This window comes from Rhizobium viscosum (assembly GCF_014873945.1).
In the GTDB taxonomy this organism is placed as follows: Bacteria; Pseudomonadota; Alphaproteobacteria; order Rhizobiales; family Rhizobiaceae; genus Rhizobium; species Rhizobium viscosum.
Map to the genome: position 1 here is coordinate 828,540 of NZ_JADBEC010000002.1, position 12,715 is coordinate 841,254.

The 12,715-nt window shown below is 61.1% G+C and carries 11 protein-coding genes; 8 read left to right on the top strand and 3 right to left on the bottom strand.

All coding sequences use genetic code 11. From position 1 onward, the window contains the following. Nucleotides 1–8: 8 nt before the first annotated feature. Nucleotides 9–1,043 carry a LacI family DNA-binding transcriptional regulator gene (locus tag H4W29_RS24650; RefSeq protein ID WP_192731475.1) on the top strand — a complete coding sequence of 345 codons (1,035 nt, stop codon included), beginning with the start codon at nucleotides 9–11 and terminating at the stop codon, nucleotides 1,041–1,043. On the opposite strand, the gene H4W29_RS24655 is transcribed toward H4W29_RS24650, so the two are convergent. Together H4W29_RS24655 and H4W29_RS24660 are read right to left on the bottom strand one after the other, a co-directional pair. Next, nucleotides 1,031–1,984, bottom strand: a complete 954-nt coding sequence (locus H4W29_RS24655; RefSeq protein ID WP_192731476.1) for an alpha/beta hydrolase — start codon at nucleotides 1,982–1,984, stop codon at nucleotides 1,031–1,033. The two genes, H4W29_RS24650 and H4W29_RS24655, sit on opposite strands and share 13 nt — an antisense overlap. A 9-nt stretch (nucleotides 1,985–1,993) precedes the next feature. Then, nucleotides 1,994–3,142 (bottom strand): Gfo/Idh/MocA family protein, encoded by a 1,149-nt coding sequence (locus tag H4W29_RS24660; RefSeq protein ID WP_192731477.1) that lies wholly within the window; start codon nucleotides 3,140–3,142, stop codon nucleotides 1,994–1,996. Between the two features lie 174 nt (nucleotides 3,143–3,316). Here H4W29_RS24660 and H4W29_RS24665 point away from each other — a divergent pair, with 174 nt between their 5' ends. Genes H4W29_RS24665 through H4W29_RS24690 form a run of 6 tightly spaced genes read left to right on the top strand, consistent with a single transcriptional unit; the run spans nucleotide 3,317 to nucleotide 8,536 of the window. Beyond that, nucleotides 3,317–4,138, top strand: coding sequence for a sugar phosphate isomerase/epimerase family protein (locus tag H4W29_RS24665; RefSeq protein ID WP_192731478.1), 822 nt, complete (start codon nucleotides 3,317–3,319; stop codon nucleotides 4,136–4,138). Between the two features lie 10 nt (nucleotides 4,139–4,148). Continuing rightward, the gene (locus H4W29_RS24670; RefSeq protein ID WP_192731479.1) at nucleotides 4,149–5,225 is read left to right on the top strand and encodes a Gfo/Idh/MocA family protein; all 1,077 of its coding nucleotides are present in this window, start codon (nucleotides 4,149–4,151) and stop codon (nucleotides 5,223–5,225) included. After that, nucleotides 5,225–6,046: a sugar phosphate isomerase/epimerase family protein gene (locus H4W29_RS24675; RefSeq protein WP_192731480.1), complete on the top strand. Its 822-nt coding sequence runs from the start codon at nucleotides 5,225–5,227 to the stop codon at nucleotides 6,044–6,046. The genes H4W29_RS24670 and H4W29_RS24675 overlap by 1 nt, the downstream gene beginning before the upstream one ends. Further along, nucleotides 6,043–6,876 carry an alpha/beta fold hydrolase gene (locus H4W29_RS24680; RefSeq protein WP_192731481.1) on the top strand — a complete coding sequence of 278 codons (834 nt, stop codon included), beginning with the start codon at nucleotides 6,043–6,045 and terminating at the stop codon, nucleotides 6,874–6,876. Before H4W29_RS24675 ends, H4W29_RS24680 begins: the two co-directional genes overlap by 4 nt. Beyond that, a complete protein-coding gene (locus H4W29_RS24685) occupies nucleotides 6,873–7,592 on the top strand; it encodes a ribulose-phosphate 3-epimerase (protein WP_192731482.1) in 720 nt (239 codons plus the stop codon). Before H4W29_RS24680 ends, H4W29_RS24685 begins: the two co-directional genes overlap by 4 nt. Further along, the gene (locus H4W29_RS24690) at nucleotides 7,592–8,536 is read left to right on the top strand and encodes an ROK family protein (RefSeq protein WP_192731483.1); all 945 of its coding nucleotides are present in this window, start codon (nucleotides 7,592–7,594) and stop codon (nucleotides 8,534–8,536) included. The genes H4W29_RS24685 and H4W29_RS24690 overlap by 1 nt, the downstream gene beginning before the upstream one ends. A gap of 113 nt (nucleotides 8,537–8,649) precedes the next feature. On the opposite strand, the gene H4W29_RS24695 is transcribed toward H4W29_RS24690, so the two are convergent. Then, nucleotides 8,650–9,672, bottom strand: a complete 1,023-nt coding sequence (locus tag H4W29_RS24695; RefSeq protein ID WP_192731484.1) for a class I SAM-dependent methyltransferase — start codon at nucleotides 9,670–9,672, stop codon at nucleotides 8,650–8,652. A gap of 629 nt (nucleotides 9,673–10,301) precedes the next feature. On the opposite strand from H4W29_RS24695, the gene H4W29_RS24700 reads away from it, so the two are divergent. Beyond that, a complete protein-coding gene (locus H4W29_RS24700) occupies nucleotides 10,302–12,680 on the top strand; it encodes a methyl-accepting chemotaxis protein (protein WP_192731485.1) in 2,379 nt (792 codons plus the stop codon). Nucleotides 12,681–12,715: the final 35 nt, after the last annotated feature.

The following is a 12,715-nucleotide window of genomic DNA, read 5'->3' on the forward strand; positions in this document are numbered from 1 at the left end:
AATTGCCAATGAACAAGATGACGATCAAAACCATGGACGATTTCGCCCGGTCCTGTGGCGTTTCTCGTCCAACACTTTCGCGGTATTTCGATAACCCGAGCAGCGTAAAGCCGGGGACGCGCAAACGCATCGAGGACGCGCTATCGGCATCGGACTACCGGCCCAATCTCTATGCCCGCAACCTTAATCGCAAGAGGACACGGAACATTGGCATTCTCGTGCCTGTCATCACAGATCCATTCTATGCCGAAATGGTCAACCGTCTGGAATTGCTTGTCCGTGGTGAAGGTTACTGGCCAATCGTCATTTCGTCCCACGGCTTGCCGGATCTTGAAGCCGAGGCTGTGAACACGCTTCTATCCTTGAAGGCTGCCGGCGCGATCATCGCGCCTCTCGGTCTCTCTTCCGAGCCTGGCATCTTCGAAAAACTCCGGGAGAGCATCCCCATTGTCTACTTCGATACATTCATCGAAGGCGACACGCCGTTCATCGGCAATAACAACGCCCAAAGCGTTGCGACGATTGTCGACTATCTCTGCCGATCGGGCGAACCGCCTGCATATTTCGACATTCCGCATGTCAATCACAATTCCGGGGAGCGGCTGGCAAGCTATATCGCCACGATGAAGTCGCTCAATCTCGAACCGGTCGTGTTTGGCGCCACCGAGAGCTACGGCTGGGATTTCGAACGGATGGGATATGAGCAGACCGACGCAATGATCGCGGCTGGAGCGCTTCCGGGCAGGACGATCCTCTGCGCGAACGACCGCCTCGCCTTCGGCGCGATGTCAGCCGCCCACTCGCGCGGCCTTCGCGTCGGCCGCCGGAGCGATAGCGATCTTCGCATCGCCGCCCATGACGACCACCCTCTCAGCCGCTATACCTGCCCGCCGCTGACGACAATGGCGCAAGACTTCACCGCCATGGCGCGCGGCAGCGTCGACACACTGCTTTCGATGCTGGACGAAGACAATGACGCCACGCAGGTCGTTGCACGAAAAATCATCCTCGACGGTACATTGGTGATGCGTCAGTCGGCGTGATCGACGAGGCTGCGCCATCCGGCAACCGCCTCTTCCACCGCCCGCCGCGCCACCGGAATATGCCGCCCCATGGAAACGAAGCCATGGATCTGGTCCTGCCAACGCCGCAGGATTACAGGGACACCCGCCACGGCAAGCCGTCGGGCATAGGCCTCCCCTTCGTCTGCGAGGATATCATGGCCCGCAATCGCGACGAAGGCCGATGGCACGCCCGCGACATTCCCGACGCGCAGGGGTGAGACGCGCCAATCGCCGATATCAGCCGCATCCCGGACGTAGTGGTCCCGGAACCAGCGCATCGTCGAGGCAGTCAAACCGTATCCTTCTGAAAACCTGACATAGCTGTCGGCCGTCTGTCCGGCATCGGTGTTGGGATAGAGCAGAAGTTGCGCCGAGATTTTCCGGGCAACGCCATCCCGCGCGAGAAGAGACAGGACCGCGGCCAGATTGCCGCCGGCACTATCGCCGGCAACCGCGATCCGATCCGGATCGATACCGAGCGCGCTTGCCTGCTCCACCACATAGGCAAGCGCCGATAGGCAGTCTTCCAGGCCCGCCGGGAACTTGTGCTCGGGCGCCAGCCGATAGTCCGGGCAAAATACGATGCAGGCGCCGATATTCGCAAACCACCGGCAGATCTCGTCATGAGATTCAAGCGTGCCGACGACCCAGCCGCCGCCGTGAAGGTAGAGAAGTGCCGGCGCATCCGCGTTCGGAGCGCCCACGCCTCGGTAGATCCTGAGCGGGATCGGGCCGTCCGTCCCGGCGATCGTTCTGTCCTCGATGGCCGCGACCGGCTCGCGATCGCCCTGTAATGTCGGGCAACCCGCGTCATAGGCGGCGCGCGCCTCGTTTACCGTCCCGCGCTCGAAGGGTGGCTGGTTTGCGGCGCGGCCGAGCGCCAGGACATGCGCGGCGCCGGGATCCAATCGATCTTTCATCGCTTCACCTCAAGCAAGCAGGCTGTGGGCTTCATCTTCGCCGAGCAGTGGCGGTTGCGTGACTGTGCCCGCAATCGCAACCGCGCTCCTGGCCTCGCTGGATGCCAGGGTCGCTTCCATGATCTCGAGAACATGAAGGGCCAGATCGCCGGAGGCGCGCGGCGCCCTGCCCTCGCCAAGCGCGCGGACGAGATCGGCAACGCCCAGCATGCGATAATTGGCGCGGTCGGGAGCGCTATACGGCCAATTCGGGGCGCCATACAGTTCGTCCCCGCTTTCAAAATTCTTCCATTCGGTGCCGCGCTCGGAAAGCGAGACCGTTCCGCCGAACGTATCGGGATCTGGCAAGCGCAACGAACCTTCCGTGCCGTGCAGCTCGATCGGATGATTGGAGTGCCGGAAGACGTCCCACGACGCACCGAAATTCACCGTTGCGCCCGATTGAAACTCGAGAAGCGAGAGCACGTTGGTCGGCGTGCCCACTTTGAACGTCGTGTTCTTGAAGGGCCCATCAGCCGTGATCAGCCGTTCTTCCTGGCCTTTCGTCGCCATCGCCATGACGCTCTTCACCGGGCCTAGCAGATTGACCAGCATCGTCAGATAATAGGGACCCATGTCGAACATCGGCCCGCCACCGGGTTGATAATAGAATTGCGGATTGGGATGCCAATGTTCCATGCCGCGGCCGAACATGAAGGCGGTGCCGCTGACCGGGCGACCGATCGCACCTGCATCCATCAGGCCTCGTGCACGCCGGCCGGCGGCGCCAAGGAATGTATCGGGAGCCGAACCTAACAGAAGAGCGCGACGTCTGGCTTCAGCCACCAGCTTGCGGCCCTCGGCGGCCGACGTCGCGAGCGGCTTTTCGGTGAAGACGTGCTTGCCTGCAGAAAGTGCTGCCATCGTCACGTCGAAATGGACGGCCGGGATGGTGAGATTCAGGACAAGGTCGACTTCGGGGTCGGCCAAGAGCGCGTCGACCTCCATCGCCCGGATGCCATATTCCTTCGCCCTCAGCGCCGACATGTCGGATGAGATGTCGGCACAGGCCTTCAATTCGACTCCGGCAAACAGGGCGGCGTTATGCAGGTAGGTCATCGAGATATTGCCGCAGCCGATAACGCCGATGCCCAGCCTGGTTCCCGGATATGCTTTCATGAATTGGCCTCCCCACCAATTTCAGATGTTTCGCCCATCATCGATGGGCATCGCTGCCGCGACAATCGCTATAGAACATTTTATTTCTTGACGCGCGATAAATTTTTATAAACCATGCGGAAATAGCAATCCAGCAGATGTCATCGAAGGCCTGACCGCAATCAAGGAATGAGCATGAGTATCAGAGACCTGAAAGTTGGTTGCCAGACGTTCACCTGGGAAATGCTCGGGAAAAACTGGAATGGCGGCCCGGACGATCTGCTGGAAGCCATTGCGGAGGGCGGCTACGCGGGTATCGAGATTACCGACACGATGATCGGCCGCTACGCAGATAGTCCCGATGATTTCGCCGCGAGCCTGAAGAAACATGGCCTGACGCTCGTGTCTTTCGCCATCGGCTCAAAAAGCGGCTTCACCGTCAGGCAAGAGATCGAGAATGACCTCAGGACGACGCAGCGCTGGATCGATCTCGCGGCCGCCTTTTCCGGCGCCCTCGTTTCGATAGGCTCGGCGACGGTGGTTTCCGAAGGACCGCGGGAGGCGAAATTCGAAATCGCCGCGGAATTCTACAATCGGGCCGGCGAACTGGGCAAAGCTTCCGGCGTGGATATCGCTGTGCATCCGAGCTCGCACCACAACACGCTGCTGTTCGACCGCGCCGATTACGACAGGATCTTCTCGCTCATCGACAAGAACCTTGTCGGCTGGGTGCCGGATACCGGCCATATTCTGCGCGGCCACGACGATATTCTGGATACCCTGCGGACCTATCAGGACCGCATCCGCTATCTGCATCTCAAGGACGTGGATCCGAACGGCAAGTGGGCCATGCTTGGCAAAGGGGTCTGCGATACGCCTGCCGTGATCGACATCGTCGCTGCTGCGCCGCGCTTCAATGGCTGGCTGGTCCTGGAAGAGGAATCAGACACGGCCGCTGCCGACCCTGCGACTGCCGTAAAGACGAACCGCGAAACGATGCGCCGCTACGGCGCCTGAGGAAGAGACAATGATCCGTAAGGAAGACCGGCGGCTGCGTGTGGGCGTGCTCGGCTGCGGCCCGATCGCGCAGTTCGCCCATCTCGAATCCTGCGTGAAGGCTGGGAATGCCGACCTTTACGCAATTTGTGACGCAGCACCCGACCTGCTTGCGCGTATGGGCGCGACATACGAACCTCAGAAGATGTATGCCGATTATGACGAGATGCTCGCCGATCCCGAGCTCGAAGCCGTCATCATCGCCACATCAGACGCCTATCACGTGCCGATGTCGATCAAGGCGCTCGATGCCGGAAAGCACGTGCTCTGCGAGAAGCCGACCGGTGTGACGATCGAGGAGGGCCGAGCGCTTGCCGACGCCGTCAAGCGCTCCGGCAAAGTGCTGCAGGTCGGTCACATGAAGCGTTTCGACCCGGCGCTGGAGGCTGCCCGGGATTTTGTCCGTGATGATATCGGCGAGATCTTCGCGCTAAAAGCCTGGTACTGCGACTCCACCCACCGCTACACCAACACTGACGCGGTCCAGCCGCTGCCGATCACCAGCAAATTCGCCCGAAAACCTTCCGGAAATCCCAAGGCTGACCTGCGCCAGTATTTCATGCTGGCGCATGGCTCGCATCTCGTCGATACCGCCCGCTTCCTGTGTGGCGAGATCGTCGCGGTGCGAGCCCGCCTTCTCGAGCGTGCCGGCGCCTATTGCTGGTTCGTGGAAACCGAGTTCGCCAATGGCGCGCTCGGTCATCTCGATCTGACGGTCGCAGTCCGCATGGACTGGCATGAGGGCTTCCAGCTCTATGGCGAAAACGGTTCGGTGATCGCCAAGACCTTCAATCCCTGGTACCTCAGGGCAAGTGAAGTCGAGATCTTCCACGAAAAGGATGCGACGACCCGCAAGCCACTGGGTGCCGACGGGCACTTCTTCCGCCGGCAACTGGAAGGGCTCGCCGATACCGTGCTGAACGGCGCGCCGATGCGCGGCGCCGATATAGAGGACGGCATTGCCTCCATCCGCGCCATGGTCGCCATCGCCCGCTCGGTCGAAACGGGCGAACGCGTCGAACTCGCAACGGTCACGGGATCGGTCTGATGCAGCTTGGCATCTTTGCAAAGACCTTCCCCGGCACAGACCCCGAGCGCGTGCTCTCGGCCGTGCGTAACAGCGGATTTGCGACGACGCAGTTCAATCTCGCCTGCGTCGGCCTGCCGTCGATGCCGGATGAAGTGGCGCCGGAAACGATTGGCGCGATCCAGGCGGCATCTGAAGAGACCGGCGTTTCGCTCGCGGCACTTTCAGGCACCTATAACATGGCCCATCCGGACAAATCCGTGCGGGAAAGGGGGCTCAAACAGCTTGGCGTGGTGATCGAAACGGCTGCGGCCTTGCAGATTCCGCTGGTGACGCTCTGCACCGGCAGCCGGCATGCCCAAGACCAATGGATGCATCATCCGGACAATGCGCTTTCGTCCGCCTGGGCCGATATGGCGGCCGAAATGGAAAAAGCGCTGGAACTTGCCGAGCGGTACGACATCGATCTCGGCATTGAGCCGGAACAAGCAAACATCGTCACCTCCGCCGTTGATGCGGTGCGACTGATCGGAGAGATGGGCTCGAGGCGCCTGCGCATCGTGCTCGATCCGGCAAACCTCTTCGAGCAGGCGACGCCGGCCGAAGTGTCCGACATCGTCGACAGGGCGATCGATATCTCGGCCGGGTACGTAGCGATGGCCCATGCGAAGGATCGTTATGCCGATGGCCGCTTCGCGACAGTAGGTCAAGGTATCGTCGATTTCCCTGCCTTCATCGACGGCCTGCGCGTGACCGGTTTCGACGGTGCGCTCGTCACGCACGGTCTTGCGGCGGAAGAGGCACCCGCCGTCGCCAGGTTCCTTACGGATCTGATCCGATGAAGGTGCAGATCACCCTCAGGCGAGATGATGCCGACCTGTCCGTCCACGACTTCGGGACAGGCAAAGCCTTGCTCTTTCAACATGGGCTCGGAGGCAATGAGGCGCAGGTCGCACAGGTTCTCCCCAAGGGGCTCGACTGGCGGCGGATCACGACCGAGTGCCGCGGACATGGCAGCTCGACGCTCGGAACGCAGCGCCCCTTCTCGATTGCGATGTTCGCAGCCGACGTCATCGCCGCGGCGGACGAAAAGGGAATAGACCGGTTCATTGCCGGCGGCATCTCCATGGGCGCGGCCATCGCGCTACATCTGGCAAAAACGCACCCCGAGCGCGTCGTCGGCCTCATCCTTGTCCGCCCGGCCTGGTCCTTTGCCCGCGCGCCCGACAATCTGGCGCCGATCCGCAAGATCGCAGCCTTGCTTCGATCTCATCCACTTGCCGAAGGCCAGGCGCTTTTTGCCGGGTCGGCGACAGCGGAACGCCTGCGGGTGGAAGCGCCAGACAATCTCGCCTCCCTGCTCGGTTATTTCGAGCGCCCGGATGCGTTAGCCTTTGCCGACGTACTTGATGACATCGCCTCGGATGGCACCGGCGTTTCGCAAGAAGACGCGGCAAAGCTTGCTATTCCGACCCTCGTCCTCGGCAACCGGCAGGATGCCATTCACCCTCTCGCCGTTGCACGGTTGACGGCTGACGCGCTTCCAAATGCGCATTTCCTCGAAGTGCCGGCAAAGGCAGCGGATGCGGAAGCTCATTTCGCCGCGGTCCGAACTTTGATCCAGCAATTCCTCATCACAGAATTCAAACATCGGAGCGTCGCTCAGCCATGACATCGAAATCTCTCTCGGGCGGCACCATCGCCGCATTGCCCCGGCATAGGCTGCTCGGCGAGTTTTCGCTCTGGTCCGCAGATCTTGCCAATATGGAGCGCGACCTTCATCGCATCGAACCCTATGTCGATCTCCACCATATCGACGTTGCCGACGCGCGCTTCACACCCGGCTTCCTGTTCTTCCCGGATTTCGTCGCCCGCATCGCCAAATTGACGGCAAAACCGATCCACGTGCACCTAATGGTCGAAGCTGAGATCGTCGAGGAGCAGACGCGCCAGTTCATCGAGGCGGGCGCCGATCTCGTCAGCGTTCATGCCGAGAACGGTGAAGCAGGCTTGCGCGCGGTGGCACTCGCAAAGGAGCTTGGGGCCGAAGCCGGTGTCGTTCTGCGGCTGGAAACTCCGGTCGCCAAGGCAGAGCCGTTTCTCACCGAGGTCGCTTTCTTCACGCTGCTCGGGACCTCGATCGGCGTCAAGGGACAAAGCCTTTCGGACAAAGCCTGCGACCGGTTGCGCGAAGCGCGGTCGCTGATGAAGCGTGCCGGACGTGAAAAGGACATTGTTCTTGCGGCGGACGGCGGCATCCGCGAACAGACCGTTCCACTGTTGCGCGCAGCAGGCGCGGAGACGGTCGTGCTCGGATCGCTGGCGTTCGGCGACATGGATCTGCCGGGGCGTATCGCCTGGCTGCATGCCCTGGAGATCCGGCCCTGATGAGCAGAGTTGCGCTTGCATTCGATCTGGGTGGAACGGAGTTGCGCGCCGCACTGGTTGGCGACGGCGGCACATTGCTGGCTTTCGCATCCGTGCCGACGCGCGCCAGGGACGGACCGGATGCAGTCATCGAACAGATCACGATGCTTGCCGAGAAAACCTGCTCGGAACGTCCCGACGCCAGGCCGCTTGGTATCGGCATCGGAGCACCCGGCCCGCTCGATCCGGTCGCGGGCATCCTTACAGCACCGCCGACGCTCTCGGGCTGGCGTGAAGTCCCCCTCGCGCGCCTTCTTCAGGACCGCTTGAACCTGCCTGTCCGGTTGGAGAATGATGCGAACGCCGCCGCTCTCGGCGAGTGGCGTTTCGGCGCCGGCCGCGGCGTGGCCTCGCTGGTGTTCGTCACCGTGTCCACCGGCATCGGCGGCGGGGTGATTTCCGATGGCCGGATCGTGCATGGGCGCCGCGGGCTCGCAGGCGAAATCGGCCATATGACCATCACAAGCGAGAGCGAACAATGTCTTTGCGGGGCGGTGGGCTGCTTCGAGGCGGTGGCTTCGGGCACGGCACTCGGCCGGCGCGCGACAGCACTGACAAAACCGGGTGACGGTTCGGTGCTACGAGCGCTGTCACACGATGGCGACGTGACGGGCCAACACGTCGTCGAGGCTGCGCGCGGGGGTGACGGAGCAGCCCTTGCGCTGATTGACAGGGAAGCCCGCTGGCTGGGTATCGGCTTTACCAATCTGCTCCATCTCTATTCGCCCGACATGATCGTCATGGGTGGTGGAATTTCCCACGGCTACGATCTGCTCCGCAAACCGATCGAGGCCACCATTCAGGAGCGGGCGATGCCCGCTTATCGCGATGTGCCGGTCGTGCCGGCGCAACTCGGAAAGCATGCTGGCTTGATCGGCGCCGCGAGTCTGATCTTTCTCAATTGAGAGGCTGCGAAATCTCCTGTTTCCGCAGCCATTTCGGCTGCTCAGCACCGCATCACGCAATGGATTGAGGGTCTGAGCGACCGGGTAGTCGTGCGCCAGACGACGGTCGCCAGCTATTCAAAGAGAATGAGGCTTGCCGGAGTTGGCGGCATCGGTTTGACCATGACGCCGGCAAGGCCGGCCAGCCTTGCCATCTCAGTCAGCTCACTTTGCGTATAAGCCTGACCTGCCGGCGTGCTGGCGAGCATCTCCCAGGAGAAGGCCGCGGGAAAAGGCGGCGACACGCCATCTTCGTTCGGCACGAAATCGACAGCGACGATCCGACCATCCTCCGCAAGGCTCGCGATGATCCTTCGTAACAGTTGGGCGCATGTCGGCAAATCGAAGTGGTGCAGAAAATTCGGAAGCAGCACGAGATCATAACCCGTGCCCCACTCCACATCGAAGGCACTGCCGGCGATTGTCCGGTACCTGTCAGCCACGCCGGCTTGTTCCGCATTCTGCTGCGACAGTTGCAATACGGCAGCCCAGTCGACGGCGACGATCTCCGCCGATGGAACGGCCTTCGCAATTTCGATCCCGAAAACGCCTGGACCTGCAGCAATGTCCAAAACCTTTTTGGGAGGCCTCGGCCAGCCGGAGATTTCGCCAGCCAGTATTTTGGCGCTCATCCCCGTAAAGGAGCCCATGCCCCGCGCAAACTTCACCCAGACCGGGTTGTCCGCCGACATGTTCGCAAGCCCGGCCGAACCGCCGTTTCGCACGACAGCGGCCGGATCGCGCAGAAAATTATCCAGCACTTCGGGAGCGGCTACGAACTCAACGGCGGAGCCCATATAGGCCGGCGAATTGCGATCGAGGAACATTCTGGTCGAGGGCGTCATTCGGTATTGTCCGCTCTCCTTCGTCAGGAAACCATGCACCACGAGGTAGTCGCACAGGATGCGCACCCCACGCTCCGAAGCGCTTGTCGCCGACGCCAGCAATGCTGCCGTTTTGCCCTCGCCGATATGAGTAAAGAGATCGAGCTCGATGGCCGCCCTGATCGCTGCAGTCTTTCGGCATGCAAACAGTGCATCGACCACGAGTTCGGGCGAAACTGCGCCAGCATGGGCGTCGTCAACAACTGTTTCCACGGGATCCCCCATAGCCTCGACCGATCTTGCCTGGCAGCGCCATCCGCAGAAATTATGCGCATATCCGCATATTCTACAATACGCATCCGCTAACCCTATCGGATGATCGCGCCGAGAGGTCCTGCCGGCCGCAGCCGACGCTTTTCGCGTCACCTGAGGGCGTGAGGAAGGGCAGCCGCAGGAGCGTCAGGGGTGCGCAAGCAGAATCGGGAACGACTGCCCCACGACCTTCTGTTCCGCTTCCGGATCGGGCTCGCCACACTTCTCCATTCTCGCAACAGACGACCGGCCATCTTCATCGCAACATCGATACCGCGAATCGCTGCGATGCTCACTTGGCGCGAAATAGCCTGATAGAATGCCGCAAAATCGGTCCCATTCTGGGTCCGCCGTAAGTGAAGGCGACGCTATCTTGTCGTCAGATTGTTACAAATCAAAGGGTGAACGGCTGCCATTTCACCAGCAAATACCGAACAATACACCCTAAATTAAGCCTCTTCGAATATTCCTTAATTCGCAAACGATTTTCGTAACGTTGAGGCGCGTCCCGAAATCAATTCCCGGTCAGAGGAGCCGGGAAGGAATAGATCGGGGTGCGCTCGATCATGCCCGCTCGAGGAGGCAAGCGCATGCAGTTCAAATCGGCTACCGGACGCAATATTTTCTCCGTGGCGGCCTGCGGTGTCGCCGCCACGATCGCAGCATCGGGCGTCCTTTCCTATATCGCCTACAACGATATGCGCAAATCGAACCTCGACCAGATGCTCCAGATCGCTGCCACCAACGCTCTCAACGTTGAGAAATCCATGGGCGTGGCGCTGAATATCGTCAACGGGCTGGAAACGTCGTTATCGACGATGAGGGAAGGTGGAAACTCGGATCGCGCGGCCGCCGACGCCCTGCTCAGGAACACGCTGCAGGACAATCCGATGGCGCTTGGCGTTTGGACCGGCTGGGAACCGAACGCCTTCGACAGTAAGGACAAGGATTTCGTCGACAAGGAAGGCCACGACGCTACAGGACGCTATGTGCCCTACTGGGTACGCAGTGGTGACAAGATTCAGCACACGCCGCTGGTCGATTATACCGTGTCAGGCGCCGGCGATTACTACCAGCTTCCCTTTGTTCAGAAAAAGACCGTCGTCATCGAACCCTATGTTTACGCCGTCGACGGCAAGGACGTGCTGATGACCTCGGTTGCCAAGCCGATCATGGTCGAAGGCAAGGCGCTCGGCGTGGCCGGCATGGACATTTCGCTCGATGATGCGAACAAGGCGATCTCTGCAGTCCACCCGATGGAGACCGGCTATCTCAGTCTCGTGACGGGCGCCGGCAGCATCATCAGCCATCCCTCCGCCAAACTCGCAGGCACGAATATCAAGGATGGCGGCGATCTGACCGCCGGTTGGGATCGGCTGATCGCAAAACCCGGCATCGAACAGGAGATCGCAGGCCCCGACGGCCAGACCTATTTCTCGGTCGCCTATCCCGTAAAGCTCACGGATAACCTGAACTGGTATGCGGTCGTCTCGGTGCCCAAATCCACGGTCTTCGCCCAACTCAATAATATGGTCTGGAGCGCAGTTGCGGTCACGGCCGTCGCCGCTTTCCTGCTCGGTCTCGCAGGCTGGCTCATTGCCCGGAGATTCATCCGCCGCATAGAAGGCGTGATCGCCGAGACCGATCGTATCGCCCATGGCCAACTCGACGTGCAACTGAGCGACAAGGATGCGAAGGACGAAATCGGCGACCTCTCACGCTCCCTCGGCATCCTGCTGGAAAGCAATCGTCAGAAGATCAAGCTCGAAGCCGATGCGGAAACGTCACGAACTCGCGAGGAGATCGAACGGCAGGAACGTTCCGTCCTCCATGCCGCCCGTGAGGATTCGATCAAGTTCGCGGTGAGCGAACTCGGAAACGGACTCGCCAGCCTTTCGAATGGAGACATGACCGTCCGTCTGGAAAAGCCATTCACTGACTCCCTTGACGAGATCCGCGTCGATTTCAACGCGTCTGTGGAAAAGCTCCAGGCAGCCCTGATTTCCTTCTCTGAAAACGCTGCCGTCATCCAAGCTGGTTCAGAGGAAATCCGCTCGGGCGCCGATGATCTCGCGCGCCGCACAGAGCAGCAGGCGGCTTCCGTCGAAGAGACCGCCGCCGCGCTCGAGCAGATCACTACGTCTGTCAAGGACTCCACCCTTCGCGCCGAGGAGGCGGGGGCTCTCGTTGGTCGGACTAAGGAAGGAGCTGAAAAATCCGGGGAGGTCGTGCGTAGTGCCGTCGAAGCGATGAACGGCATCGAGCAATCCTCGCAGTCGATCTCCAATATCATCGGCGTAATCGACGACATCGCCTTCCAGACCAACCTGCTGGCCCTCAATGCCGGCGTTGAAGCGGCGCGTGCTGGGGAAGCAGGCAAGGGTTTCGCCGTCGTCGCGCAGGAAGTGCGTGAACTCGCACAGCGCTCGGCAGCGGCTGCCAAAGAGATCGAGGCGCTGATCACCTCGTCCGGCGACCAGGTCAAGCGTGGCGTCAGCCTGGTCGGCCAGACCGGCAAAGCATTGCAAGCGATTGTCGCCGAAGTGCAGCAGATAGACATCAATGTCCAGGCAGTTGTCCAGGCCGCCCGAGAGCAGTCGACGGGTCTCCTGGAGATCAACACGGCAGTCAACCAGATGGACCAGTCGACCCAGAAGAATGCCGCAATGGTCGAGGAATCAAACGCCGCCTCGCATACGCTGGTGACGGAAGTATCTGCTCTCTCAGGGCGTCTGGCCCAGTTCAATCTCGGCCAGGCGGCAAAGGCGGCCTCTGCCGCTCGTGCGCCTATCAGGTCGCCGTCGGCGCGCCCTGTCGCGACGCTCGTTGCGCATAGAACGGTTCCCGGCTCGGCCACCGGCTTTAAGCCCGCTGCCTCGCCGGTCCGCACACTCGGCGGGAAGCTCGCAGTCGCGCTTGGCACGTCGCCTGCAGAGGTGGCGACCGAGGGCAACTGGGAAGAGTTCTAGACGCGGTGCGCACCGTGCGCTGGTCAGCAAGTTTT